The sequence below is a fragment of the Nostoc sp. genome (genome assembly GCF_036917235.1).
In the GTDB taxonomy this organism is placed as follows: domain Bacteria; phylum Cyanobacteriota; class Cyanobacteriia; order Cyanobacteriales; family Nostocaceae; genus Nostoc.
The window spans coordinates 126,875-152,761 of the sequence record NZ_JBALDU010000033.1 but is presented as its reverse complement, the minus strand read 5'-3'; the positions used below and the strand labels follow the sequence as shown (position 1 = coordinate 152,761).

General features: G+C 42.8%; 21 protein-coding genes and 1 tRNA gene. 9 read left to right on the top strand and 13 right to left on the bottom strand.

The features are described 5' to 3' along the window. Positions 1-123: 123 nt before the first annotated feature. Positions 124-3,123 (top strand): pentapeptide repeat-containing protein, encoded by a 3,000-nt coding sequence (locus tag V7K44_RS11060; RefSeq protein WP_334931324.1) that lies wholly within the window; start codon positions 124-126, stop codon positions 3,121-3,123. Positions 3,124-3,230: 107 nt separating this feature from the next. Here V7K44_RS11060 and V7K44_RS11055 read toward each other — a convergent pair whose 3' ends face one another. Next, positions 3,231-3,677, bottom strand: a complete 447-nt coding sequence (locus V7K44_RS11055; protein WP_322660180.1) for a Fur family transcriptional regulator — start codon at positions 3,675-3,677, stop codon at positions 3,231-3,233. A 662-nt stretch (positions 3,678-4,339) separates the two neighbouring features. Between V7K44_RS11055 and V7K44_RS11050 the strand changes: the two genes are divergently transcribed. Further along, positions 4,340-4,810: a CRR6 family NdhI maturation factor gene (locus tag V7K44_RS11050; protein ID WP_334931477.1), complete on the top strand. Its 471-nt coding sequence runs from the start codon at positions 4,340-4,342 to the stop codon at positions 4,808-4,810. Between the two features lie 240 nt (positions 4,811-5,050). Here V7K44_RS11050 and V7K44_RS11045 read toward each other — a convergent pair whose 3' ends face one another. Beyond that, on the bottom strand, positions 5,051-6,010 hold the full coding sequence (locus V7K44_RS11045) for a glycosyltransferase family 9 protein (RefSeq protein WP_334931322.1): 960 nt from the start codon (positions 6,008-6,010) through the stop codon (positions 5,051-5,053). A gap of 69 nt (positions 6,011-6,079) precedes the next feature. Here V7K44_RS11045 and ispD point away from each other — a divergent pair, with 69 nt between their 5' ends. The 3 genes from ispD to V7K44_RS11030 all read left to right on the top strand — a co-directional run bounded on the left by ispD (position 6,080) and on the right by V7K44_RS11030 (position 8,057). Beyond that, a complete protein-coding gene (gene ispD, locus V7K44_RS11040) occupies positions 6,080-6,763 on the top strand; it encodes a 2-C-methyl-D-erythritol 4-phosphate cytidylyltransferase (protein ID WP_334931320.1) in 684 nt (227 codons plus the stop codon). A gap of 260 nt (positions 6,764-7,023) precedes the next feature. Continuing rightward, the gene (gene scpB, locus V7K44_RS11035) at positions 7,024-7,584 is read left to right on the top strand and encodes an SMC-Scp complex subunit ScpB (RefSeq protein ID WP_334931318.1); all 561 of its coding nucleotides are present in this window, start codon (positions 7,024-7,026) and stop codon (positions 7,582-7,584) included. A gap of 125 nt (positions 7,585-7,709) precedes the next feature. Next, complete coding sequence (locus V7K44_RS11030; RefSeq protein WP_094347414.1) at positions 7,710-8,057, top strand: DUF760 domain-containing protein; 348 nt, start codon at positions 7,710-7,712, stop codon at positions 8,055-8,057. Between the two features lie 101 nt (positions 8,058-8,158). On the opposite strand, the gene V7K44_RS11025 is transcribed toward V7K44_RS11030, so the two are convergent. Next, positions 8,159-9,367 (bottom strand): HhoA/HhoB/HtrA family serine endopeptidase, encoded by a 1,209-nt coding sequence (locus tag V7K44_RS11025; protein ID WP_334931316.1) that lies wholly within the window; start codon positions 9,365-9,367, stop codon positions 8,159-8,161. A 237-nt stretch (positions 9,368-9,604) separates the two neighbouring features. Between V7K44_RS11025 and V7K44_RS11020 the strand changes: the two genes are divergently transcribed. Continuing rightward, positions 9,605-10,504, top strand: a complete 900-nt coding sequence (locus V7K44_RS11020) for a LysM peptidoglycan-binding domain-containing M23 family metallopeptidase (RefSeq protein WP_334931314.1) — start codon at positions 9,605-9,607, stop codon at positions 10,502-10,504. A gap of 117 nt (positions 10,505-10,621) precedes the next feature. Here V7K44_RS11020 and V7K44_RS11015 read toward each other — a convergent pair whose 3' ends face one another. Both V7K44_RS11015 and V7K44_RS11010 read right to left on the bottom strand, forming a co-directional pair. Continuing rightward, positions 10,622-11,659, bottom strand: a complete 1,038-nt coding sequence (locus tag V7K44_RS11015; protein ID WP_334931312.1) for an isochorismatase — start codon at positions 11,657-11,659, stop codon at positions 10,622-10,624. Between the two features lie 70 nt (positions 11,660-11,729). Then, positions 11,730-12,641, bottom strand: a complete 912-nt coding sequence (locus V7K44_RS11010; RefSeq protein WP_334931310.1) for a hypothetical protein — start codon at positions 12,639-12,641, stop codon at positions 11,730-11,732. A 179-nt stretch (positions 12,642-12,820) separates the two neighbouring features. On the opposite strand from V7K44_RS11010, the gene ispG reads away from it, so the two are divergent. Both ispG and ctpC read left to right on the top strand, forming a co-directional pair. After that, positions 12,821-14,047 carry a (E)-4-hydroxy-3-methylbut-2-enyl-diphosphate synthase gene (ispG, locus tag V7K44_RS11005; RefSeq protein WP_334931308.1) on the top strand — a complete coding sequence of 409 codons (1,227 nt, stop codon included), beginning with the start codon at positions 12,821-12,823 and terminating at the stop codon, positions 14,045-14,047. Between the two features lie 613 nt (positions 14,048-14,660). Then, positions 14,661-15,944: a carboxyl-terminal processing protease CtpC gene (gene ctpC, locus V7K44_RS11000; RefSeq protein WP_334931306.1), complete on the top strand. Its 1,284-nt coding sequence runs from the start codon at positions 14,661-14,663 to the stop codon at positions 15,942-15,944. Between the two features lie 78 nt (positions 15,945-16,022). Here the strand turns inward: ctpC and V7K44_RS10995 are convergent, their stop codons facing one another. The 4 genes from V7K44_RS10995 to V7K44_RS10980 all read right to left on the bottom strand — a co-directional run bounded on the left by V7K44_RS10995 (position 16,023) and on the right by V7K44_RS10980 (position 20,096). After that, positions 16,023-16,208, bottom strand: coding sequence for a DDE transposase family protein (locus V7K44_RS10995; RefSeq protein WP_334931304.1), 186 nt, complete (start codon positions 16,206-16,208; stop codon positions 16,023-16,025). A 373-nt stretch (positions 16,209-16,581) separates the two neighbouring features. Then, the gene (locus V7K44_RS10990; RefSeq protein ID WP_334931302.1) at positions 16,582-17,559 is read right to left on the bottom strand and encodes a hypothetical protein; all 978 of its coding nucleotides are present in this window, start codon (positions 17,557-17,559) and stop codon (positions 16,582-16,584) included. 277 nt (positions 17,560-17,836) lie between these two features. Next, entirely contained in the window at positions 17,837-19,564 is a 1,728-nt protein-coding gene (locus V7K44_RS10985) for a succinate dehydrogenase/fumarate reductase flavoprotein subunit (RefSeq protein ID WP_334931300.1), read from the bottom strand. A gap of 214 nt (positions 19,565-19,778) precedes the next feature. Beyond that, a complete protein-coding gene (locus V7K44_RS10980) occupies positions 19,779-20,096 on the bottom strand; it encodes a hypothetical protein (RefSeq protein ID WP_322728558.1) in 318 nt (105 codons plus the stop codon). Positions 20,097-20,776: 680 nt separating this feature from the next. On the opposite strand from V7K44_RS10980, the gene V7K44_RS10975 reads away from it, so the two are divergent. Then, on the top strand, positions 20,777-21,601 hold the full coding sequence (locus tag V7K44_RS10975; protein WP_334931295.1) for a hypothetical protein: 825 nt from the start codon (positions 20,777-20,779) through the stop codon (positions 21,599-21,601). Positions 21,602-21,676: 75 nt separating this feature from the next. Here the strand turns inward: V7K44_RS10975 and V7K44_RS10970 are convergent, their stop codons facing one another. The 4 genes from V7K44_RS10970 to pds all read right to left on the bottom strand — a co-directional run bounded on the left by V7K44_RS10970 (position 21,677) and on the right by pds (position 25,773). Further along, positions 21,677-22,999 carry an ABC transporter substrate-binding protein gene (locus tag V7K44_RS10970; protein ID WP_334931293.1) on the bottom strand — a complete coding sequence of 441 codons (1,323 nt, stop codon included), beginning with the start codon at positions 22,997-22,999 and terminating at the stop codon, positions 21,677-21,679. A 193-nt stretch (positions 23,000-23,192) separates the two neighbouring features. Beyond that, positions 23,193-23,284 (bottom strand) — tRNA-Ser (locus tag V7K44_RS10965). Positions 23,285-23,417: 133 nt separating this feature from the next. Beyond that, positions 23,418-24,350 carry a 15-cis-phytoene synthase CrtB gene (gene crtB / locus V7K44_RS10960; RefSeq protein WP_094347430.1) on the bottom strand — a complete coding sequence of 311 codons (933 nt, stop codon included), beginning with the start codon at positions 24,348-24,350 and terminating at the stop codon, positions 23,418-23,420. After that, positions 24,334-25,773: a 15-cis-phytoene desaturase gene (pds, locus tag V7K44_RS10955; RefSeq protein WP_334931290.1), complete on the bottom strand. Its 1,440-nt coding sequence runs from the start codon at positions 25,771-25,773 to the stop codon at positions 24,334-24,336. The genes crtB and pds overlap by 17 nt, the downstream gene beginning before the upstream one ends. Between the last annotated feature and the right edge of the window lie 114 nt (positions 25,774-25,887).

Sequence of the window (25,887 nt, the reverse complement as noted above, 5' to 3'; positions counted from 1 at the left end):
CACTGTTTTTTACCAATCAGAAAACAACTTTCATACAAAACTTTGTCTTCCCCATTGTCACCTGTTTTCGCAAACTGATAAATCGATCGTAATTGCCATAAACAGCTTTCACTGTGTGATTAAATGAACCTGAGTATTCGGCACTGGTTGGCAGAACGCCATATCGCAATCAATCAAATCAGAGAGTTTTCTGAGGGGCAATTGGCAGGTATTGCCTACCGTATTGTTCAGGATATGGAACTCAAAAGCCTCATGCCTTTTGATATCTGTACCTTGGTAGAGGTTTTAGAACTGCCTTTAAGTATTGTTTGGGAAGAAATCAGTGTCATTTCCCAGTTGACAGAAAAACTTTTGCGTAGCCTCAGCCAAAAAAAACCATTAAAACGTAACGAAGGAACGTGGCTAGCGTTTCAAATTGCCTATCTCCAAGCTTTGCAAGCAATTTTAGAGCAGGAAGCAAGCTTACAAAAACCGTGGTTAGACCGGGCAATTATACCCATGCAACCACACATACTTAAAGAGGATGTGGGTAAACTCATCCTCGAAGATTCGCAATTACAAGGATTGTTGAAAACCCTCAGCCCAGGTAAATTGACTGATACTCAAGCAGAACAAGCACTGTCTTCGGTTGCAGATTCATTACTGGTGCAACAAATAAATAACGCTGCTATCGCTTGGTTAGTTGCCAATGGTGCAGAGGAACTGGAAGCGAAACTTCTAACACAGCGTTTAGTCAACTCGCTACCTGGTGACATATTGGTAGTCGTCACCGAGAATGCTGCACCTTTAGCCCAACTGCAAAAATTTTTCCGTTTGGGGATTTCATTATCTCCCAGTTTCATCACCCCAGAAGTTGGTTCTACAGTCAGTGAAAAAATTGATTTGCACCGAGAACATTACCGTGCAAGTTTGATTAAAAACCTCAGTATCCCTTTGCTGATGGAATCCTTTGCTATAAAGGATATCTATGTGCCACAAAAAGGCTTACCAATAGAGGAAAATATTTCTGAGCAAGATAAAAAAGCTGTTAAACCAGTTGACTTAAAAACATGGGCACAGCAACAGTTAACTGATTTAGAAACGATCGCTGTCATTGAGTCAGAACCGGGTTATGGAAAAACTAGTTTTTGCCAACTTTGGGCAGCACAGGTAGCACAGGAATTGTACCCTACTTGGATGCCGATAGTAATTAGGTTGCGAGATGTACAATACGGTAAAACTTTAATCGAAACTCTAAATTCTGCCTTTGGTGTTAATCTTTCAACTTGGTTAGAGCAAGAAAATCTCCCTTGTCTTTTACTGCTGGATGGTTTGGATGAATTGCCCCATTCTGCTCAGGGTATCAGGGCACAAGCAATTTTTATTCAGCAATTACTGAACTTTCAATCTCAGCACCGCCACAAAATTGTGTTGACAAGTCGTTCAACGACTTTACCAGAAATCGTCTCGGAACTACCGCTATTGTTGAGGCGAATTATTATTCAGCCATTGGATGTGGACGAATTCAAGCAATGGTTTCAACAGTGGGCAAAAGTGCAATCATTACCCATTGCTCAAAATTTCTTTACATTATTAAAACAGGCAGGCTTATTTAACAGCCAATCAAAGTTAAGCGAATTATCTCCCTTTGTCCGTCAACCCCTAATGCTGCATTTGTTGGGCCTCTTGCACCGCGAGGGATTGCTAGATGATGAACTATTGCAGTTAGCTACTAATACCCAAAAGTCTTTTCTGTTATGGGAAATTCATCATCGCCTGAGTCGATGGTTATTGGGTTATCCGCTAATTGGTGGAATTAAGACGATGCTACTGCGTTCAGGAACGGCTCATATCCACCGGACTCCAGAAGCGATCGCTAATTTACTCGCTAATCGTCATCCCCAAGATTTACTTGAGCAGATGCAAGCGATCGCTCTCAAAATTTTACACTCCCAACGTCATCAAATTAATCTAGCTGGTGAATTTAATAGTTTACCAGCGTTTTATTTTAAAATTTGGGATGTAGAAAGCTCAGGCGAAACCGCAGCGAAAAGTAGTTTAATTGAGTTTTCGCATCTCAAGTTAGGAGAATCTCTTTGTGCAGATGCTATAGCTGCCCAACTTCAACTTCTGACTCAGTACCAAGATGAGGCTTATGGTACGCCCACTTTTGTACTTGATCCCAGTAGCGTAGCCCAGAATATTTATAATTTACTAGGTTACGGCATACTTAGCCAAGAAATTGAAGAACTAGCGATCGCCGAATTGCGTCGCCAGCAAAAACACAAATTTTCGTTTGAAGTTTTGTTTCAACGTCTATTATCTTTCTGGCGTGCTTACTGTCAAGGACGTTGGTTAGATGAAGGGATAGCCCACAACGCTTTGACTAATTTTCACGCACTGCAAAACCCTGTGAATGTTGAACAGGTGAATGCTGCGGTGGGACTGAATGTGTTTTTATTGCTTTGTGCTTGCTACCGAGAAACAAAAATTCCATTTTGGACTTGTGGGAATCCAGTCAATTTAACAGAATTCAACCCAGAGGTGCTGAGTGTGCTAATTGCTAGAACAACGGTTTTGCATAAAAGTGCCTTCGCAACCCGAATCAAGTCTCTGTCTGGACTCAATTTATCGGGAGCCTCTTTATCGCAAGTGATATTAACTGGGGTGAGTCTTGAGCAAACAAACTTATCTAATGCGGAGTTAATGGGGGCGAATTTGGCTGGAGCCAATTTGCAACAGGCGAACCTCGCAGGTGCGAACTTACAACAGGCAAATCTCACAGGCGCGAACTTACAACAGGCAAATCTCACAGGCGCAAACCTGCAACAGGCAAACCTGATGGGGACAAATCTTAATTCTGCCGATCTCACCAACGCTTGCTTCTTTGACGCCATTCTTGCTGCGACTGACAAAAAATTGGCCGCTGATAATGGTGCTTTGTTTTCTAAAGAAATGTTTCAAAAACTGAAACATTTGCGATCGCAGCAACCCTTCTTAAACACCGTGAAAATCACACCAAACACAAACGTTAATTGGAAAAAAAACCCTGCGATTGGACTAATTGAAAGCTGTGAAGGCGCAATTTTGTCAGCAGATTTAGATGATGATGATGTCGATGATGAGACAGTTTTTGGTAATTAATTCGATTGGGCATTGGGCACAAGAGGCAGAGGTGCAAAGGGGCAGAGGGGAAAACTTACTGCAACTTCTTTTTCTTTGCTCCCCCTGCTCCCCTGCTCCCCTGCCCCCTAACCCTCCTGCGGATTGCGGTAGCCAAAAAAGTTAATACTGTAGTCAGTAATCCGCACTCCTGTTTCTTCTTCAATTTTGCGGATCAAATCTTCTGGTAGTTCCACATGAACATCAAGAATTTGATTTGTATCCACACAGTTTATATGACTGTGAGAGTCACTGATATTACCGTACAAACGCCCATCACAGCGTTCAATACACTCAATGATGCCTTGACTGGATAATGCTTCTAAATTTTGATAAACAGAGGTATGTCCGATCTCTTTGCCTTGTTGGTTCAAGCGATCGTAAATCTCTCTTGCAGCAAGATGTTCATTTGCTTGCCAAAGTAATTCCAGAATAAAGCGACGCTGACGACTGACGCGCATACCCAGGATTTGACAGCGCTCAAGTGCATCTTCTAAAGAACGAATTGGTCTTGTAGTAATTGTTTGTTTTTGCATATTACAGCTTGTTAACTGTTGAGGGAATTTTCCCATCTAAATGTTTATTGGTTATTTAATATATGCAATGATATTGCACGCTGCTGTTTTACCTGCACTTATGTTTTGGCTTTTGATGCTGTGGAAGTGACAGGTGGCGATAATAATTTTTTTTGCTTGTTGACGGCTACTTTCTCAGACCTTAATCTAAAACAAACTCATTACAACTTTAACTTAAAATCGCTGTAAATGTCCACCTTGGGGCAGGTATTGCCTCACCCAGGTAGGCTAATTCTAATGGCATACGATATTAATCGTGTAGTAATTACTTAGTTAAAGGCGAGTAATTATAGCAACGATCAAAGTAACATTTAATTTTAGTAAAAGTCGGTGAAGTGAGTAGCCATAGCCAGTGGCTCATATCAGGGCTAGCAGCTGGATGTATATTTGTTATAACTAGCGAAAATTAAGTAAAAGTATCAAATAAATTTAAGCAGTTCAGACTTGTGTCTAAACCTTGTATAGGTTGACGAAATTATCAGCAAAAAAGTATCAGTAAATACTAATTGATTTGTGAAGAAAACTTTGTGCTATGAAAAGTCAATGTAGCGTCAATCCCTGAAAGCTGCTACTGTATATTCTCGATCCTACAGTTGAGCATCAAGAAAGTGGCTGCTGAATCAATGACAATTGCGATCGCACTCAATAATGACTTCATTAACAATCTGGATTTATCGCCTGCGTCAACGGTGATTGAAAAACTGCTGCAAGATGGGGTTGTATCCCATGAACAGCAGCTACGCTTTGATATCAATTACAATCTCGAACCTGGCGATCCACGGGAACTCTCAGAAATTCCAGAGGTGCGGCTATGGTTTGTACGCCTAGATGCCAAATATCCGTGGTTGCCATTTTTACTAGATTGGAAAGCTGGAGAATTTGCTCGTTATGCCGCCATGCTTGTACCACACCAGTTTAGTTCCCAAGAAGGTATTCAGTACAATCCTGAAGCCTTAGAGATATTTTTGATGCATAAAATTTTTATCTTAGGCGATTGGCTCAAACAACAAGACATCCCTAGCCTCTCACGCCTAAAGTCCATGGCCCAAATGCTCGGTTATGAATTAGATGATGCTTTTTTTGGGATATTTTGACAAGAAAGAATTCAGGAGTCAGGAGCCAGAATTCAGTATGAATTCTGATAGCGCAGCGGTAGCGAGTTTACGAGCGTCACTAAAAAGCGGACTTCGGCATGAGCGCTCAGTCGAATGCTAAATCAATGGCATTTGTTGCACCCACAAAATCATAGATTTTGTGGTCAACTTTCGTAATAGTGGGTCTGAATCTCCCACCTTCTGAATTCTGACTTCTGACTTCTTCAAAAAATTACTGGTTTAGCCACCCCAAATTTTCTCTAAAACTGCGTTTGGTGAAATATCCGCCGTTTTTCCTGTGAGGGATTCAATAGCCAGGAATTTATCGTTTTTCGGCAACAACTCAGCCGGATCGCTGGGCCCCAAGATGGCAATGGTATAGGTTTGGACTGCAACACTTAGTTGTAATGGCGCGCTATCCGTAGATAACATCAAATTTGCCCCAGCAATTATGGCAGTTAACTTACCAATATCATCTGGGGCAGTCACCTTGATATCTGGAGAAGACTCCAGAAGCGATCGCACAAACTGCTCATCATCAACTCCCTTAATAACAACCACAGGTAAATCCGGCTGCTTTTGTTGGAAGGCTTGAATAATTCGCTGCCAATTTTCGACAGGGTAGATTTTATCTAGTTCTTTAGCCTGGGATAACTGGCCAGAACCGCCATGAATCAAGATATATCCTGTTTCATGAACCCCTAAACGTTTTTGTTCCTTTTGTGCCCACTCAATATCTGGTTTTGGCACATTTACTGCTAACTCTGGGACAGGGCTATTGATTTCCAACGGTTGCAGCAAATCGTGGTAGACTGCCGCCGCATATTGGGATGGCTTGAAAGGCACAGCATGGGTCAGAAAACCCGATCCTTTGCCTTGATAGCCAATACGTATAGGAATTCCCGTCAACCAGAGTAAAAGACCCACCCACCAATTTTGCTTAACAGCAATGGCAACATCGTATTCGCGATCGCGAATCGTTCCCACTAAATTACCCCAATCTGCCAGACTGTTACGGTCATTAAAATCAAAGTTCAGCACCTCGTGAACTGACTTGCTCACTCGGTAGGCAGCCTTTGACCGGGGTTCAACAACGACATCTATCTGAGCGTTAGGGTAATGGCGCTTCAGGTCATCTAGAGTCGGAAAGAACAGAATTTGGTCGCCAATTCCGCCAGGTACAAGGGCTACTACTCGCATAATATTTATTGACGCTTACTCGCTCCCTATTTTAGGGGAAAATATATAGCTTAAAGATTGAGGAATTCTGTGTATTTACTAATTCCAGCTGCGGGAATCGGAAAAAGAATGGGGAGTAACCGCAATAAACTCCTGCTAAGAGTGCGATCGCAACCAATTATTGCTTGGACTTTATTAGCCGCAGAAGCCGCCAGTACAATCAGTTGGATTGGGATTATTTCTCAGTCTACCGATTGGCCAGAGTTCAAAGCAATTATCGCCGATCTGAAGCTGACTAAACCAGTGGAATTGATTCAAGGTGGCTCCACCCGCCAAGAATCTGTTTACAATGGCTTACAATCTCTGCCAATAGCCGCAGAACAAGTGTTGATTCACGATGGTGCTAGATGCCTGGCCACACCAGATTTATTTAACTCTTGTGCCGAGGCCATTTGCCACTGTCCCGGTTTAATTGCTGGTATACCCATCAAAGACACCATCAAAGTTGTCAATGAACAACGCATAATTCAAGATACACCCGACAGACGACAACTATGGGCGGCACAAACTCCCCAAGGATTTGATGTCAAGTTGTTGAAACAGTGCCATGCTGAAGGAGTCCGTCAAGGTTGGGAAGTAACTGACGACGCCGCCTTATTTGAAAAGTGCGGCATCGAAGTCCGAATTGTCGAGGGAGAGGAGACAAATCTAAAAGTGACCACTCCACAAGATTTAGCGATCGCAGAATTTATTCTCACAAGTAGAGGCTTATGAAGAGGCAGAGGGGCAGAGGGGCAGGGGAGCAGGGGAGACGAGAGGGATAAGGAGACAAGGAAAATAATTCCTCACTCAGCACGGGCTAAACCTTAGCTATCCGCTAACAGCACTCAGCACTGTTTTGCCCAATGCCAAATTTTAAAGTTTTAAAAAATACTTTGACAATTTACGATATAATTCCACACACTTGTTGATTGTTAGTTGTCATGTACTAATGACCAATGACTAATAAGCAATGACTAACGACTAATGACTAAATGATTACAGCCACAGCGACGAAGATAGAAGCAATTCTCTATTTGAAGGGTAAACCCTTGTCGCTCGGCGAAATCGCCGAGTATGCCGCGTGCGATCGCGCCACTGTCAAAGAAGGGATAATTGAACTCATGGACAATTATGCCCACCGAGATAGCGCTCTAGAGGTAATAGAAACCCCAGACGGTTATAGTTTGCAACTCCGGTCTGACTTTCACGATCTAGTGCAAACGATGATACCAGTGGAATTGGGTGTAGGTGCATTACGGACTTTAGCTGCGATCGCTCTTAATAGTCCCATACTTCAGAGTGACCTGATTAACCTGCGCGGTTCAGGAGTATATCAACACGTTCCAGAACTCGTCGAACTTGGTTTCATCCGCAAGCGCCGAGACAGCGATTCTCGCTCCTACTCACTCCAAGTAACCCCAAAATTTCATCAGTATTTCCAAATCGAACAACTCCCGCAAATACTTTCTACCAGTCAGAAGGAAGAACAACTAGAACTAGAACTAGAACTAAAGGGAGTAGGGAATAGGGAGCACGGGGCACAGGAAAAATAAAAATATACCTCTTTCCCCTCTGCCCCCTGCGCCCTACCTCTTCAGAGCTTATACTCGTGGTGAATGCGCTAACCTTGTACTATGGTTTAGAGTGGAGTTAGCAATTAAGCTAAATAAAACTGCCAATGGTGTTTAATCCTGACTTTTTGAATGACAACTCCGAGGAACACCCTAATCAACTTCTTTCCGACCACTCTGAGGAATACCCTAATCAGTTACTCAAATATCTACAGCATCAGTCTCCTGATGTTTTAGCTAGGGTTGCTCAGTCCGCCAGCCCCGAAATTAAACAAATCATCTCGCAAAATGTCCAAGGGCTAGTGGGAATGCTCCCTGCGGAAAATTTCAACGTGCAAATCACAACAGATAGGGAAAACTTAGCTGGACTTCTAGCATCAGCCATGATGACAGGGTATTTTCTGCGCCAGATGGAACAAAGAATGCAGTTAGAGCATTTGTCTAATGGCCAATAATTAATAGTCAGTAGTCAAACATTCTGGAACTATTGACCAAATAATTGATTACTAATTCGTAATTCGGAATGACGCTCTCTAGGAATTACGAATTATTTTGACTACTTCTTTTCAGGATAAGATCCTGATTGTACTTTGAAGGTTTGAATTTTACCACTGCGGTTGACTTCGAGCGCTAAAATGTCTCCAACTTTGCTAGACTCTACCAGCCTCTGTACTTGGGCTGAGGTTTTAACTGGTTTACCGTTAACTTTTTGAATCACGTCTCCAGGAAGCAGTCCTCCACGCTTTGCTGGGGAATCATCTGTGACTCCTTTAATCACAATTCCAGCATCCTGCTGAATGTTGAGTTGATTGTCTTGATTAATCTGCTGTTTTCTGATGGGAGAAAGGTCTGCCATTTCAACACCCAAGAAGGGATGTTCTACACGCCCTTTAGTAAAAAGTTCATTAGCGATGCGGGCAGCGGTTTCAATGGGGATGGCGAAACCGAGTCCTTGAGCATCAGCGCGGATCGCAGTGTTAATACCAATTACTTCGCCTTGGGCGTTTAATAAGGGGCCACCAGAATTACCAGGGTTAATAGCGGCATCAGTTTGGATAAAGCTGACTCGTTTATCTGGGACACCAACTTGAGTGCTAGTGCGATCGGTAGCACTGATGATGCCGATAGTAACAGTATTATCTAAACCCAGAGGATTGCCAATAGCGATCGCCCATTGTCCTGGGATCAGGTTTTGCGAATTGCCCAGTTTTACTGTCGGCAAATCATTCGCTTTTATTTTCACTACCGCCACATCTGTCACAGAATCAACTCCTACCACCTTCCCCTCTAGACTCCGACCATCCTTGAGGGTAACTTGCACTGTATCTGTATCTGCTACTACATGAGCGTTGGTGAGTAATTCCCCATCTTCACTCAAAATAAATCCCGATCCTGTACCGCGCTCAATGCGTTCTTGAGGAATTGGTTGGTCATCCTCTCCAAAGAATCGCCGCAAGAGGGGATTTTTCAAAGCGTCAGAGATGGGATTGGCTACTTTGCGAGTGGCATTAATTCGCACTACAGCCGGGCCAACTTTTTGCACTGCCGTCGCAATAAAATTTACGTTATCGCCACCAGTAGCCCCCATAGCTCCGTTAGGAGAATTCGGAACTACGGATTCTGGAGGCGAAGCCATTGTTACATTTTTTAACTGTTGGAACGAGCGATTTTGTGGAATGAGATAGCGACTGCCAAACAAACCTGCACCACCGCCAATTACCAGTAAAAACACATAAACCGCCAGTTGCTTTAAGGATAACTTCATAATTGTTTTGCTCAATAACAGCAATGCAGTTGCTAATTTCTAAGTGTAGTCAAGCGAACGGCAAGTGGACAGATCAATTTACGAGAAATTAGGGACTGGGCAAAGAGGCAGGGGGCGCAAAGCAGGGAGCAGAGGAGAAAGGGGTAATTTTTATTCTGCCCCTGCTCCCCGGCTTCCTCGCAACTCCCTACTTTTCCCATCTAAAATCTAAAGTTAATGCGCTCTTGACCTGTGTACATGACTTTACCCTTTCGTCAACTGTTTCTCTGTAGCTTAGTTAGCGCCTTGGGCCTAGTAAGCATACTGCCATACTCAAACTCAAACAGTGCTAACGCTGCTGTGGGTGGTTGCTCAACTCCAGCCTTATCTCGCTTCCAACGCCATAAAGTTGTTCGTGGCGAAACTTTGGAGAGTATAGCGCAGCGCTACAATCTCATTCCGACAACTATTATTGGCATGAATCCAGCTTTGCAGAACGGTGCAGCTGCCGCCGTTGGTAGTGTGCTTCAGATTCCTCCCTACAATGGGATTGTAGTCGAAGTACCCCGCGGTGAAACTTGGCGACAAGTGGCGGCACAATACAAAGTTCGTGCTGATAGCCTGTTTGAGGTGAATGGCTGCCAACAAAACCCCAGAATCGTGTTTGTTCCGGGGGTAAATTGGTCGCCCAATGGTGTTGTAACTAAGTCCCCTTTACCTACTGATGCAGGGACACCAAACCGTGCATCTTTGTCTGGATATCCCTTAGCACAAGTGGCAACTGTAGGATTAGCTTACGGTTGGCAAATTAATCCTGCGACAGGTGAAGTTTTCTTCCATAGTGGTGTTGACTTATTAGCACCAGTTGGTAGTAATGTGCTAGCGATCGCACCTGGAACTGTAGCCTTTGCCAACGATCAAGGTTCTTATGGCAAGTTGGTCATCATTAACCACCCTGGCGGACTCCAAAGCCGCTATGCCCAGCTTGACAGTATCAAAGTTACTGTCGGTCAGCAAGTAAAAAAAGGAGACTTACTAGGAACAGTAGGCACTAGTGGAAAACCAAGTTCCACTCAACCGCATCTCCATTTTGAAGTGCGTTCTAGCTCATCTCTGGGTTGGGTAGCAGAAGATCCAAAGGGTTATTTGAAGAAATGAGGTTTGTTTTTAAACGCAGAGGAACGCCGAGGGAAGCGCAGAGGAACGCAAAGGAAATCTCTGTGTTCCTCTGCGAAACCTTCTCTACGAGATGCTTTGCGAATGCAATCCTTTGCGTTAAATAAAGGATGCTATATTTTCGCTAGATTTTACAATGTGCATTCCTGCCTCTGCAAATCTTGCAAATGCCGCATCTGCCTGTTCTGTGTAGTCCACAACGCCGGGGACAACAACGGGGGAAGTGCAATCTTCTAGTAAATAGATTTTTTGAGCAAGGGCAGCATCTACCTGTTTAATTTCTGTTAATAAATCGTCAATTGTCCAAGCGACGCAGTGACTTTTAGCTTGACCACCAATAATTACTGCATCATATTCTAAAAGTTGTTTAATTAGGCGCGTGTTCTTTTGAGCAAGTGGACGTTGTTCAAAATCTTCCAACACTTCTGGACGTAAGATGGAATAGTTTTCTGTTAAAGGATTTTCACCTTTGATTTCAAATTGCGTTTGACTCTGACGCGCAATGCCGTGGAAAAATATCGCTTCTTCTACCGATGAAACTAGAGCATGACCGATGCCACCCAACATAGAATGATAAGGCCAAACAGTGAGGGGATATTTTCCATCTTGACTGAGTTTTTTTAGGTAATGGTAAGCGTGTTTTTCTAATAATTCATAATCTCCATTGGTAATACTGTTAGCAACTGCTGGGTTAACTTTCCAGATACCTTGTTCAATATCTGCTGGTGTGATGCTAGTCGCTGCCGGGGTGGGATGTTCTCCGGCAGCGTTCACCCAAAAGATTGGATGGAATATTTGCGTTGCTGTGTGAGTATCTAGAGTAGGTACAATTTTCGTGATGATTCCCAAGTTTCGATAGATAAACTCACATAATCTGACGTTATCATCCACTGCCGCATTACCAGATTTTCCACCTACAAATAATTCAAATTCAGGGATGCAGAAGGTGTTTTGGACATCAATTAACAGTAAGCAAATCCGGCTTTTATCTAAAGATGCAGGTTTTATATCGTCTTGTTTTGCCCAGATTTCAGCTTCGGCGGCACGTTCTTGGTAAGGTACGCGCCAGACTTCGCCGACTTTTTCTGAGTTGAAGTGTGGGGGAATTGGTAGTTGGGGTGTTGTTTGGGTGTTCATATAATTCTGCACTTATGTTAATAATTACTAGGCTTGAATCAGTTAAATATAATACTTTACAAAGTTTTTACTACAATATTCCCCTTCCTTCTTTACTGTGCAAAAATGCAGCAATTTGTGCGGCTGACTTCAATTTAACAAGCTGTTGACATCCAAAATGCGGACATTGCAGGTAAAACATATCTATAACAACATCTGAGTGATTGCGTTTTTCACGTAAGACCATAGGCACATGATGTATGGGGCATAGTACATCGCTATTTTCTACCTTCAAATGCTGTCTAACACGCTCAACTACTGTGATTTGGATATGTTTAGGTGTAAAGCTCTGACTTAGCTCGGCATTTGATAACTTAAGTTCAAAAACATTTGCTTTGTGCATCAACCCAATATCCTGCGTACCAAATTTTTGTGTACCTTTACACTGGGTATTTGCATGATTGTAATAGCCAATACACGACCAGAAAAAGTCATTTAACATAAATAAACTGCCGTCAGAGCGATTTTTATGTTGTAAAAACATTGGTTTGCCGCACCCGCATCGTTTTTCAAGAACAACTTGCCCCATGTGGAACTGAAGTATGTGAGCTTTATCATTGTTCAAGAATGATGTTTCATATCCATCAGGGTTTTTTACTTGTTCGGCTACGACTTCCTGAGTTTTAGCCTTTTGCCACTGCTCAAACTTCTCCTCACGTTGTTTTTTTAACTCATGGAGTTTCTCTAGCTCAGTTCGCTTTAGCAGTCCATCACGCGCCCGCTTTTTCTCAAGTTCCGTTTCCTGAAGGTCAATATTCTTGATGTCAATTTGAATATTTACAGTAACAGGCGTTGGACTTGGCGTAGCCTGGTTTTCTTTGGCTGTCTCTTGCGAAATCTCATTAACAACTCTAGCAATATAGTTTTTGGTTACTTGATTAACAGTTCGGATTGCCTTCATGACAATAGCTCCAGCACCAAAAATTGCTTCGATGAATCCCATATTTCTGCTTTTTCAATAGATTTTTCATTTACTAGGGTTCCCTAAAGGCTAAGAGGATTGTTACTTTCTCCATTTTTTTCTATGCGAATAGTCCAAAAAAGCGCTAGCTGTGGCAATCTGGGAAACAGAGATTTATTAAATCTGATATTTGAGCAACAGCAAATTTACCTAATCAGGTTATGCAAACTCTGCCCACAGTAAACACTTCAAGCATCACATCAACTCAAGCCACCTTTGATACAACTATCAAACGGCGTAAAACCCGTCCCGTAAAGGTGGGTAATGTCACCATTGGCGGCGGCTACCCCGTTGTGGTGCAGTCAATGATTAACGAAGACACCCTTGATATTGATGGTTCTGTGGCTGGTATTCGTCGTCTGCACGAAATTGGCTGCGAAATTGTCCGCGTCACAGTGCCGAGTATGGCTCATGCTAAAGCTTTAGGGGAAATTAAACAAAAATTAATTAAAACTTACCAAGACGTGCCAATTGTGGCTGATGTCCATCACAATGGGCTAAAAATCGCCGTGGAAGTCGCCAAGCACATAGAGAAAGTACGGATTAATCCAGGTTTGTATGTGTTTGAAAAGCCAAACATTAATCGAACTGAATATACTAAAAGCGAATTTGACGAAATTGGCGATAAAATCCGGGAAACCTTAGAACCTCTAGTAGTTTCTTTGCGCGATCAAGGAAAATCTATGCGAATTGGGGTAAATCACGGTTCCCTCGCAGAGAGAATGCTATTTACTTACGGTGACACTCCCGAAGGAATGGTGGAATCTGCCATAGAATTCATCCGCATCTGTGAATCTTTGGATTTCCGTAACTTGGTAATTTCCATGAAAGCCTCACGAGTACCGGTGATGATAGCCGCCTATCGCCTCATTGCCAAGCGCATGGATGAACTGGGTATGGATTACCCGTTACATTTAGGCGTTACGGAAGCCGGTGATGGCGAATACGGGCGAATTAAATCCACGGCTGGTATTGCCACCTTACTTGCTGATGGCATTGGCGATACAATCCGCGTCTCACTGACAGAAGCCCCAGAAAAAGAAATTCCCGTCTGCTACAGCATTCTCCAAGCTTTGGGATTGCGAAAAACGATGGTGGAATACGTCGCTTGTCCTTCCTGTGGACGCACTTTGTTTAACCTAGAAGAAGTGCTGCACAAAGTTCGGGAAGCCACTAAACACCTAACTGGGTTAGACATTGCAGTTATGGGTTGCATTGTCAATGGTCCGGGAGAAATGGCCGATGCCGACTATGGTTATGTCGGCAAAACACCTGGTTATATTTCTTTGTATCGTGGTCGAGAAGAAATTAAAAAAGTCCCAGAAGATAAAGGTGTAGAGGAATTAATTAACCTCATTAAGGCAGATGAACGCTGGGTAGAACCTTAAGGGGAGCAGGGGGCAGGGAGAGAAAGAATAATTAAATTAATACCCAATCCCCATTACCCCCAATACGGTTCGGTTAAGATCCCCCCGCCGATGGCGACCCCCTTTTTAAGGGGGTAAAAGATGGTTATAAGCCCCCCTTTTTAAGGCAGGGCTGTTTCATTCCCTAAAAGGCGCTGATTTACAAGTGTTTCAAGCAAAAAAATCAAGTGACTAAAAAATTTGATTGGGCAAGAAAATGGCGTTCACACTTAAATTTACTGGTTGAGGTGGTAGTTTTTATTTCTCCCACTCAAGCAAATTTCTGACTCATACTCTTGACAAAATCCTTAAGGGATCGAATGAAACAGCCCTGCCCTTTTTAAGGGGGGTTGGGGGGATCTTCGAGGAATAAACACCTTAACCGAACCGTATTGCCATTACCCCTTATCCCCAGAGAGGGCCCCACCTTCCCCAATCCCCAATTCTTAAAACTTCTGTGTTGATTAACAACTAATGTCGCCAGATTGTCAAGTATTTTGTTTAAATTAAGAATACATACTCGGTCTGTACAGTGGTAGCCTGTGTTAGATTGAGCATACTGACTATAAATTTTCCCTCTGACGCAGCTGTCATTATGGTGATTACAAAAAGTAGGCTTGTTTTGGGTGCTACGGCAGTTACACTCTCCACGATCGCTGTTACAAGCCTTGGCATTCATTCGCGAGGTCAGGCTTTATTTAAAGCAAGTCCCAAAGAATTAGTAGATGAAGTTTGGCAAATTGTTCAGCGCCAATATGTTGACGGTACTTTTAATCAGGTAGATTGGCAGGCTGTTCGTAAGGAATATTTGAGCAAGTCCTACAGTAATCCGCAGGATGCGTATAAGTCCATTCGGGAAATGCTGAAAAAGCTAGATGACCCATACACCCGGTTTATGAGTCCAGAGGAATTCAAGAATATGCAAGTGGATACCTCTGGAGAATTGACAGGGATTGGAATCACCATTAGTCAGGATGAAAAAACCAAGCAATTGGTTGTAATTGCGCCAATCGAGGATACGCCAGCCTTTAAAGCTGGTGTTTTGGCAAAAGATATCATCCTCAAAATTAACGGCAAAGATACCAAGGGGATGGATACCAATCAGGCAGTATCCTTAATTAGGGGTGAAGCAGGATCGAAAGTCAGCTTGACTATTCAGCGCGATAGTAAGGTAAAACAATTTGACATTACACGGGCGCGAATTGAAATCCATCCAGTTAAGTTTTCTCAAAAGAAAACTCCAGCCGGAAATCTTGGCTATATCCGCTTGAACCAGTTCAGCGCCAATGCTGGTAAAGAAATGCAAACCGCCATCAAAGATTTAGAAAGCAAAAAGGTAGCTGGATACATCCTTGATTTGCGCGGTAATCCAGGCGGCTTACTTTTCTCCAGTGTCGATATTGCCCGGATGTGGATAGATAAAGGTAAGATTGTCTCCACTGTTGAACGTCAAGGAGAGGCAGAAAAGGAAGAGGCAAACGGACGAGCCTTGACAACTAAACCATTGGTGGTGCTGGTAGATAAAGGTTCAGCTAGTGCCAGTGAAATCCTCTCAGGGGCTTTGCAGGATAATAAGCGTGCTACTTTGGTCGGTACTCAAACCTTTGGTAAGGGACTAGTGCAATCGGTGCGTCCCCTGGAAGATGGCTCAGGATTAGCGGTGACAATTGCTCATTACTATACTCCCAATGGTACAGATATCAATCACAAAGGCATTTCGCCAGATGTGAAGGTGGATTTGAGCAAAAAGCAGATGGAAGATTTGTGGCTCCATGAACGTGACAAACTCGCGACTCTTGCAGACCCTCAATTTGCTAAAGCAGTGGAAGTGATTGGTAAAAAAATTGCTGCTCAGGGGACACCTACAGCAGAAAAATGAAGAGTTAGGAATAAAGTTAGGAGTCAATAGTGAGGAGTTAGAAATAAAGTCCATCACTGTTAACTTCTAACTACTAACTTAAACTGCTTTGCACTTTCCAGCCCTAATAAGTCCGACACGTCGAGCGATCGCTTCTTCTTGCGAACTAAAAGGCCCCCACTGTTCTATAATTTCTACATTATCATCGCCAACTTGGTCGCTGGGAATAATTTCACAGTTTCCACCAGAACGCTTGACAATATACCAAGTTTGTGAATTGCTCATATTTTAAATAAAAATCTTGTTTTTCATAGTAAGAATTTTACGGCATACAGAAAATATCTTTGCACTTACTACTAAATCCGACATTCTGTAGGTGCGATTATAGAACCCTGTAGGTTTTTTAACGACTAATTATATTTTGGATGCTTAAGGATAGTTTCTGTTGCTCACCCTACCCTCAAAAGTTTTCCTTATCAATTCGCTACTTAGAAAGTAACTGACAAGGGAATATCGCTGTATACGATTATTTCTATGTTCGGTAGGTAACAATTCCTGGAAACACACCAACCGTAGCTTATCAGAAAGGGTACAATGCGATCGCTTCTCACAAATACCAATAATGATAACGTTGGATTTCGTTGTTGCTTGAGTTAATCTACTGACTGTGTAGACTTAATACGGTAGTTTTAGGACACAGATAAGAAATGAGTTCAATTGCTCTAAGATTCTCATCTGCTGATTTAGCTAAGGCATAAAAATTTTCATCAATATGAAAGATCAACCCTTTAATATAAGGATGAGTATTCAAAATACCTTCTGAACTTAGATATTCAGTTTCAGAATCATCCTCAAGTGCAGGAAATGGATAAATTGTGCTATTCATAATACCAAATGCTGTATGCCACAAAACCCCGCTCACTTTATTGCTATGTATCTCATAATTTTCACGAATTGCGCTTTCAGGATGAGGAACAGGTAGTTGAGTAGCAATATCTACCAAAAGCAAAGTATCACCTTGATTAAATTGTTCTTGTTTCAGGTTGTTCGTAATTTTATATATGAGAGTTTCGATCATCATTTTTGTAGATTTAGCGTTATAAGGATTACCCGATTTATAGTATGGTTGAATTATTGTCTCTGATATAGTAATTGCTTTATTGCTTTTTTTCTGTGTTTCTAAATCAATTTTCATGTTAGATACTTTATCCATAATTTCTATATGCTTAAGTTGGCCATCAGCCATATTTAGAGATTTAATCTCGATATAAATGGGTGAACCACGAAATATAACTTTGAAGTCTGGTGTTCTCTGTGAAGTTTCTGGAACTTTTTCAATAGCCAACCAGGATTTTAGCTTTGAATAAATATAAGCCTCTGAGTACAAATTTTTTAATTCATTTATCCGTTCATAATCTTCGCTTTTTAATTCAGTTATAGATTTATAGTTACCAATACGTATAGTACATTTATTTATCAAGCCAGACATCTTCTTAAAAATACATCTGAAGTAATCATCATTATTTGATTCTAATTGAACTTTATCAACAAAATCTGGTTTCACTTCATCTAAAGGATATGAAGCACCTAATGAGTTTATTTTCTGCTTTAATTTGACAATATTTTCCGAAAGCATAATTAATTTGGCGTTAGAAATGGTATCAGATAACAGAATATAAAATAATTATGCAGCTTTGAAATATATCATTTTAGAGTTTTTACAAAAATAACTATAGATTGTTTTTCTCCCAGAAACTTCCTTGTATTTTTTTAACATCTGGTTTGAATAGTTAAAATTTAGCCAGTAAATTGCAACATAAAATTATTTATTATTCAGTGATTTAAATATGCTGGATTTGTACACGAAAAAATATGAAGGATATGGTATTTTATCCTTCATAGTTCATATTTTACTAATACTTCCGCTCTTTTGGCTCAAACATAGTAATCGCCACCGGTCGATATTGGATGTCAATTCCTGCTGGTGAATAGTAAGCCATTGTGTGTTTGAGAAAATTGCTATCATCTCGCTCGGAATAATCTTCGCGGAAATGAGCGCCACGACTTTCTTGGCGATTTAGGGCTGATGCCAAAATAGTCTGTCCCACTACCATCAAACTTCGCAATTCTAAAGCTTCCACGAGTTCCGTATTCCAGCAACTACCTTTGTCATCTAAATAAATTTGCGGGTATTTTTGTTGTATTTCTTCTAGTTTCTGCAAACCTTCAGTCATTAATGCCTCAGTGCGGAAAACACCGCAGTACTCAGTCATACAATCTTGAAAAGCTTCACGGACTTGGTTAATGCGGTACTGTCCTGGTTGTTCTAGCAAGGCTTGAATTTGTTGCTGGGCTTCTGTTACATACCGTTGCTCATCTACAGAGGGTAGCTTACGTTTTTGGACAAATTTGGCGATCGCAGCTCCAGTTCTTTTGCCATAAACGACACATTCCAGCAGTGAATTACTACCCAAACGATTTGCACCATGTACGGAAACACAAGATGTTTCACCCGCAGCAAAGAAAGCATCAACAAAACCATCACCACTACTACGAACTTGACCATCGGTGTTAACTGGTATGCCACCCATACAATAGTGAATTGTCGGACGGACTGGCATCGGTTGAGTTACTGCGTCAACGCCTACTAAGCGATGGGCTTCTTCCCAGCAAAAGGGAACGCGACTCATAATTTTTTCTTTGCCCAGATGGCGTAAATCCAGATAGACAAAGGGGCCACCAGCACTGCCATCAAGATGAATACCACGTCCGGCGCGAATTTCGTAAGCGATCGCTCGTGAGGTAATATCACGAGGAGCTAGTTCCATCCGACTGGGTGCATAGTTCGCCATAAAGCGATCGCCTTCACTATTAATCAGATACGCCCCTTCTCCCCGTACTGCTTCCGAAATCAACACCCCTACTGGATATAAGCCAGTGGGATGAAACTGCACAAATTCCATATCTTCAAGGGGTAAACCTGCGATCGCAGTCATTGCCAAACCATCACCCGAAGACGCGTAATCATTAGAGGTAGTGTTATAAACGCGACCATAGCCCCCTGTGGCAAACATCACCGCCTTAGCCCGCACCACCTCTATATGTCCATCCAAAAGATGGAACATCACCACACCCTTCGCCTCATTTTCTTCCAAAATGAGACGCATCACGTACCACTCTTCATAAACTTGCACCCCATAACGCCGCAAATTGTTAACCAATTCGTGCAAAATCGCGTGACCGGTTTTGTCAGCAGCGTAACAAGTGCGGTTATGGGAATGTCCCCCAAAAGCCCGTTGGGCAATGCGCCCATCGGGTAAGCGAGAGAACAAAACGCCGAGATGTTCTAAGTCAATCACCACATCTGGCGCTTCTTGGGCGAGAATCGCTACAGCATCTTGGTCTGCCAAGTAATCAGAACCCTTGACAGTATCAAAGGCGTGTGCTTCCCAACTATCTGCGGAATCGACATTTTTCAGCGAAGCAGCCATACCACCTTGAGCCGCCACCGAATGGGAACGAATTGGGTGGGTTTTGGCAACCACAGCAATATTTAAACTAGGGTCAATACGGGCGATTTCCACAGCAGCGCGACATCCCGCCAATCCACCCCCGACAATAATCACATCATGTTCCAGCATATTTAGCCCCCTGATTGCAAACCACTGCTGTTCTATTGTAGAGACGTGATTAATGAGCTAGTGGGTTGTAACAGTAGCATCTCTACAAAAAAATTCCCTGCCTACAGACAGGGACGTTATAACAAATTTTTAAATTAGGAGTGAAAAGTTAAAAACAAAGAGTTATGGCACAGATGGAGTGACTCATAACTCATAACTCATAACTCCTAACTCTTTAGCTAGTTACTTGTACAGGTTGTTGTTGAGATACATTACCTGGTATAGGTTCCATTTTGGTTCCCGGACCTACAGGACTAACTTCAATATGATTTAACAAGGTAGTGACAAACGCAAACAACAAGAAAGGTAGCGATAGCAGAACGACGAGACCCGCTGTTGCTAAAGCGTACACGGGCCGCTTGGCACCCATCAGCGCTAAAGCTGATGCCAAACTTAGGGTAATTGTAATCAACCAAACAATTATTTGACCGTAGATATCACCGAAAGTCAGGGTACAGACAAACCGATACTTTTGAATATTATTTTCGCTCATCACATTTGCCTCAAGTCTCTCCTAATAGGTTCTACGTTAGAACTATGTTTGCCTTCTAGGCAATTTCTAAATATTTTTGCAAGCTTCGTAATATCACTTCACAATTTAGCTGCCTTTGGCGGTAAGACAGCTATACTAAAAAACTTCTTCTCTGCATTAGGAGAGGTCGCGATCGCCTCCTTAACAAATACTATCTTGGTTTTGTTTTAAGCAAAGAGACTATTTGTCATCTATCAAATTAAGGATATTTAAAATAAATATATCAATTTTATTTAATTTCTGAAAATTGCAACCCACAAATTCTCGATTTTGTAAAAATTGTTGAGTATCTTGTTTCTCACGAGTGATTGAGGATTGCTATAAAATTTAATTTTTTGCTAATAAATATTAACTAGAGAAATCAAGTAAGTAAGCAGACGCAATTAAATATAAGATGTCATTGCGAGCGGAACGAAGTGAAGCGTGGCAATCTTAGTCTTTGCGATTGCAACTCTTAGAGACGCTCCGCGAACACTTCGTTCGCAATGACGAACTATCTTATATTTATTTAGATCCACTTACTTAAAGTCAGAATGCAAAAACCGATTTTTTGATGTTAAATTTTGAATATTGCCCAAATTTGTTGACTTAAATCAACAAAAATCTTTATTTTTCGTGGCAACATTGTTTTAGGAGTGAACGTGAATACTATTTTTCTTCGTAAAGGTGTTTTTTGGTTGCCAAGTATAGCTGCTCTTGCATTCCTGAGCAGCGGTTTATCTGCAAGCGCCCAGACAGTAAACAAGTCAAGCAATCAGCCATTAACCGAACCTTCCGCAACCGTAGCGTCTCCCAAAGAGTTTAGCCAAAATCTCTCTACAGAAACAACTGAAACTTTTACAGTCACAAATTTAACTAAGGTAGAGCAATTGCCCAACACTGCGATACAAGAAAACGCCAGTGTAACACCCATACCCGTTCCAGGCACAGTGGCGACCTCATCTGCAACGCTTACCTCTGAACCTGTACAACCGACTTCTCAAACGACTGCTCAACCATCTGCGACAAGAGTGGCGCAATCAGATATTGATTTAGGTAGAACTACTAGTGGTGGTAGTAGCTATCTTGGCGTCGCTGCTAACATTGGTTTGAATGGTGGTGACACGTCTTTGGGCGATGGTAACTTCGCAGTAGTTAGCAAAATCGGACTGACAAATTCTATATCAGTGCGACCCTCAGCCATATTTGGCGACAACACCACAGTTCTACTTCCGATCACCTACGATTTTACCTTCAAATCAGCAGATGCTTTTAGCGAACCATTAGCGATCGCACCTTACGTCGGAGTGGGTGCAGCTTACAAAACTGGTGATGATTCAAAATTTGCCTTTTTGGTGTCTGGTGGCATTGATGTGCCTCTAACTTCTCAATTTACGGCAACAGCTGCTATCAATGCCGGATTTTTCGATCAAACTGATGTGGGCTTGTTGTTAGGAGTTGGTTATAACTTCAGTGGGATTAAATAGTTAAGAGTTAGGAGTTAGGAGTTATTAAGATTCAATTATTAAATTTATAATTAATCACTCCTAACTCCTAAGTTTCTACTTAGGGGTAACTTTGTCAATCACCTTGATTGTGCCATCATCACCTACTGTCCAAACATCGTATACACCGACGACATCGCCGTTAGCATCAACATCTACGTTGCCGCTAGCTCCTTGGTAGTTAATCTTTTTACCATCTTTAAGTAACTTCAGTCCCTCGCAGACATCAGTAACTTCTGTACCAGGCCCATCAGCAACTTCACGGATTTTGGTGGATATACCAACGCCCGTATTTTCCTTAGCAGCTTGCGCCGCCAATGTTAATAAAGCAGCTGCATCCCAAGCTTGAGGAGCGTATTCCCCAGGCGCACCACCCTTTTTATCCTTCCACAGTTTGTTGAAAGCTTCTAGTGCTTTACCATCGGAACCCGGTACTGTACCGATCGCTCCTGTTAAAATATATTTACCATCACCGCCTTTGCCAACTTGTTCGGGAAAAGTAGGCGATTTTACCCCATCTGTCAGCAGAATCTGTACTCCCTTGGCCACACCTTGCTGATAGGCGGCTTTCAGGAACAGACTACCAGTTTCGGCATAGAGTACAGCCAGGACTGCATCTGGCTTACCAGCAAAAGCAGCAGCCGCTTCTGTATCAAATGTTTGAGCTTTTGGATCGTAGCGGACAGGCTTATCTTTATTAACTATAGTTCCACCCAATTTTTCAAAAGTTTGCACGAATGCTTTTTCAAACCCTACGCCATAGTCATTATTAATTACGACTGTAGAAACTCGCTTGAAACCTTTTTTTCTGGCAAGTTGGGCTAAAGCTAGTGCTTGGTAGGTATCGGGAGGAGCGGTACGCGCCCAAAAGCCTTTATAGTCACCTTTTTGAGCCTTGTCGGTAAAGACGGGACTGGTACTACCAGGAGAAACCAGCATTACTTTATTCGGGGTGGCAATGGAGACTGCTGCACTAGAAACGCTACTGGCAAAGGAACCAACTACACCTGCTACTTTATCTAAAGTTGCTAGTTTAGTCATACCGGCTGCACCGGCTCTGGGGTCGGTTTGGTCGTCTACTTGCACCAAAGTAACGGGTTCGCCATTCACTCCACCGCAAGCGTTGACTGTATCGACCAGTAAAGGTACAGAGCCTAACATCTGCTGTCCTACAGAAGCCAAGTCGCCTGTCGTCGGTAGCAGGGAACCAATTTTTAGCCCTTTAGCACTGCTTGTAGTAGTTGAGTTTGTTGCTGGAGTAGCGGTACTTCCGTTGGTAGCTGTGCCGTTGGGGTTACTGCTATCACCACAAGCCCCAAGTAGAAACCCTGCCGCAAGGGTAGCTATACTTAAACTTAAGGCGGCGCTAATTTTTTTCATAAATTACTTTCACTCCTCAAAATACTTAGGAGCCTAAAAATAAGATCCAAACTAGGTTTTTAACTTAGCTGGATATTATCAAGACTCCAAAGGATAAATCATATCATCCATCTTTGGGAGTAGAAATATTTACGCTGATATTAATATTACTTTTTGTACACAGAATATTCTCCGTGTATCAAAAGCCGAAAAACGGAGAGGGAGGGATTCGAACCCTCGGTACGGAGTTGCCTGCCGTACAACAGATTAGCAATCTGCCGCTTTCGACCACTCAGCCACCTCTCCTGACTCACGAATATCAATGTTACCAGACTTGCTAGTAAGAGTCAATAGTCATTTGTCATTGGTCATTTCTGATTAGTCATTGGTTATTTATAAAACACTGAGGACTAAGGACTAGGGACAAATGACTAATTTTTTAAAGGACTTGCGATCGCATCCAAGCTATGGGCAAGGTGCGTAACTTTTTCCACTGGGGAACGTAAGCCCGCTGACTGAATACATCGTAATCGTTGCGTTCAATCGCCTCCAAAATTTGACCATACAGCATTGATGCTGCCCACACAGGCCAACGGGCATCGGATGCTAAATAAGTAATTCCCTGGTCGGATGTGGTGTAAAACTGGCGGGCGCGGTCAATTTGAAAGCGCATCAATGCCCGCCAACGGTCATCTACCACACCTTTGAAGAAGTCTTGCTCGGTATAGTTGAATTTTGCCAAGTCTTCAAGGGGAATGTAAATCCGCCCCCGTTTGGCATCTTCTCCCACATCCCGCAGGATGTTGGTAAGTTGATTGGCAATTCCGAGAGCGATCGCTTCTTCTATGGGAACATAAGGTTGTTTGTTCTGTTGCCACGGTGCTGCATATATGGTGTTATCCACACCCATAACTGATGTTGACATTAAGCCAACAGTGCCAGCAACGCGGTAACAGTAGAGGTATAAATCCTCAAAGGTTTCATAACGACTGCGATATAAGTCCATGCGCTGACCGGCAATCATATCCCGAAATGGTTGAATGTCCATCGGAAAGCGCTGGAGGGTATCAACTAAAGCTACATCGTAATTTTCTAATGGACGCCCCGCAAAAATCGATTCCAGCTGCTGTTCCCATAGGTCTAGGGTTTCTGGCGTGGTAATAGCAGATGCGGGGCCATCCACCAATTCATCTGTACGGCGACACCAAGCGTAAATTGACCAAATAGATTGACGTTTTACCGGACTCATAAGCAAAGTACCCAGGTAAAAAGTCTTGGCATACTTTGCTGTGAGATGCCGACAAAGTTTGTATGACTCGTCTACAGAGACCAGCGTTTTCATGCGCGGCGGGGAATCAGGCAGTTGCAGCATTCGTTGCGGGCGGTCGGGTGAGCGTTTGCAGGTTTGAGGAATTTGCTACCGGGAGGGCCTCAGAAATCGCCTGCGCTGTCAGCTTACCAGAAAGTACGGCACCTTCCATACTGGCTAAGTAGCGTTGCATGGTGTAATCCCCTGAGAGATAGAAGTTACTAATGGGGGTTGTTTGCGAGGGACGGTACTGTTGACGACCAGGGGTCGCTTTGTAAACTGAACGGGGCGTTTTCACCACATGAGATTTCAGCAATGTTGCTGGATTGTCTCCCCCAAAGTGGTCGGGGAAGAGTTTTTCTAACTCGGCAATAGTTGCAGCCACAATCTCCTCATCGGATTTGGCAATCCAATCTTTTGCCGGGGCTAGAACTAATTCCAGCATCGAGCGTTCGGGGTTGGCGTATTCACGGCAGGTATTGCTCATATCAGCATAAACGCTTAGGAGGGGCGATCGCGAGAATAGCAAGTGATCAATTTGCGTAAGTTTACGATCGAACCACAAATGCACGTTAATTACAGGCACGCCTTCCAACCCGTCTAGCTTTTGGAAAAACTCCATTTCTTTCCAAGGTGCTGGCAAAATCACCTTCAGAGGGTCGACCGGCATAGCCGATACATACAAATCCGCCATGAAAACTTCATCTTCGTCTCCATTCAACCCCCGAATCAAGTAACCTTTGACGCTACCATCGGCGTTTAGCAAAATCTCTTTTAAAGGGGCATTCAAACGGACTTCTCCACCGCGTTCGGTGATGTAATCTACTAGGGGCTGACACAACCGTTCTGTTGGCGAACCATCCAGAAAGGCCATTTTCGAGCCTTTTTTTTCCTGGAGGAAACGATTGAGGGCAGTTAAAAGAATGGTTGCTGAAATTTCATCTGGGCCGATGAAATTCAGGGACTTGGCCATGGCAATAAAAACTTCTTTATTGACCCGTTCTGGAATTTTGTGTTTACGCAACCAATCTGTCCAGGAATATTTGTCCATTTCTTCAACGTACTTTTGCCCCTGAATCATGGCTGGCAATAACCCGATGCCAAAGCGGATTTTTTCTGGCCATGTCAGCATATCGTTGTTTCGCAGAATTGCCACTATACCATTAATCGGTGCTGGCAAATCTGGGAAATCAAAGCGGCTGTAAGTACCTGGTGCATCCGGCTGGTTGAAGATCATTGTGTGTTCTTTCCATTGCAACCGATCTTCAATGTCCAGTTCTTTGAATAACTGCAACATATTGGGATATGCGCCAAAAAAGATGTGCAGACCTGTTTCGTACCAGTCTCCATCAGCATCTTTCCAAGCGGCCACTTTACCGCCTAGAACGTCTCGACGTTCCAAGACAATGGGTGTGTGACCTGCGTCTGTAAGATATTTCGCGCAGGAAAGTCCTGCTAGTCCCGCTCCCGCGATCGCTACTCGCATGTAACCCTACTGCTCTTCAATATTTCTTAACCGTTTTATCGTTCTCATTATACGTTGCAATCCGTTACATTTGGCAGTTATTGTGCGATCGCTTCCCCAAAAAACTTTTGCCAA

What these genes read in the sequence shown, in the direction of transcription:
- V7K44_RS11060 (WP_334931324.1), top strand. Translation starts at nt 124, where the DNA reads ATGAACCTGAGTATTCGGCACTGGTTGGCAGAACGCCATATCGCAATC.
- V7K44_RS11055 (WP_322660180.1), bottom strand. Translation starts at nt 3,677, where the DNA reads ATGCAAAAACAAACAATTACTACAAGACCAATTCGTTCTTTAGAAGAT.
- V7K44_RS11050 (WP_334931477.1), top strand. Translation starts at nt 4,340, where the DNA reads ATGACAATTGCGATCGCACTCAATAATGACTTCATTAACAATCTGGAT.
- V7K44_RS11045 (WP_334931322.1), bottom strand. Translation starts at nt 6,010, where the DNA reads ATGCGAGTAGTAGCCCTTGTACCTGGCGGAATTGGCGACCAAATTCTG.
- scpB (WP_334931318.1), top strand. Translation starts at nt 7,024, where the DNA reads ATGATTACAGCCACAGCGACGAAGATAGAAGCAATTCTCTATTTGAAG.
- V7K44_RS11030 (WP_094347414.1), top strand. Translation starts at nt 7,710, where the DNA reads ATGGTGTTTAATCCTGACTTTTTGAATGACAACTCCGAGGAACACCCT.
- V7K44_RS11025 (WP_334931316.1), bottom strand. Translation starts at nt 9,367, where the DNA reads ATGAAGTTATCCTTAAAGCAACTGGCGGTTTATGTGTTTTTACTGGTA.
- V7K44_RS11020 (WP_334931314.1), top strand. Translation starts at nt 9,605, where the DNA reads ATGACTTTACCCTTTCGTCAACTGTTTCTCTGTAGCTTAGTTAGCGCC.
- V7K44_RS11015 (WP_334931312.1), bottom strand. Translation starts at nt 11,659, where the DNA reads ATGAACACCCAAACAACACCCCAACTACCAATTCCCCCACACTTCAAC.
- V7K44_RS11010 (WP_334931310.1), bottom strand. Translation starts at nt 12,641, where the DNA reads ATGGGATTCATCGAAGCAATTTTTGGTGCTGGAGCTATTGTCATGAAG.
- ispG (WP_334931308.1), top strand. Translation starts at nt 12,821, where the DNA reads ATGCAAACTCTGCCCACAGTAAACACTTCAAGCATCACATCAACTCAA.
- ctpC (WP_334931306.1), top strand. Translation starts at nt 14,661, where the DNA reads ATGGTGATTACAAAAAGTAGGCTTGTTTTGGGTGCTACGGCAGTTACA.
- V7K44_RS10995 (WP_334931304.1), bottom strand. Translation starts at nt 16,208, where the DNA reads ATGAGCAATTCACAAACTTGGTATATTGTCAAGCGTTCTGGTGGAAAC.
- V7K44_RS10990 (WP_334931302.1), bottom strand. Translation starts at nt 17,559, where the DNA reads ATGCTTTCGGAAAATATTGTCAAATTAAAGCAGAAAATAAACTCATTA.
- V7K44_RS10985 (WP_334931300.1), bottom strand. Translation starts at nt 19,564, where the DNA reads ATGCTGGAACATGATGTGATTATTGTCGGGGGTGGATTGGCGGGATGT.
- V7K44_RS10980 (WP_322728558.1), bottom strand. Translation starts at nt 20,096, where the DNA reads ATGAGCGAAAATAATATTCAAAAGTATCGGTTTGTCTGTACCCTGACT.
- V7K44_RS10970 (WP_334931293.1), bottom strand. Translation starts at nt 22,999, where the DNA reads ATGAAAAAAATTAGCGCCGCCTTAAGTTTAAGTATAGCTACCCTTGCG.
- crtB (WP_094347430.1), bottom strand. Translation starts at nt 24,350, where the DNA reads ATGCTGCAACTGCCTGATTCCCCGCCGCGCATGAAAACGCTGGTCTCT.
- pds (WP_334931290.1), bottom strand. Translation starts at nt 25,773, where the DNA reads ATGCGAGTAGCGATCGCGGGAGCGGGACTAGCAGGACTTTCCTGCGCG.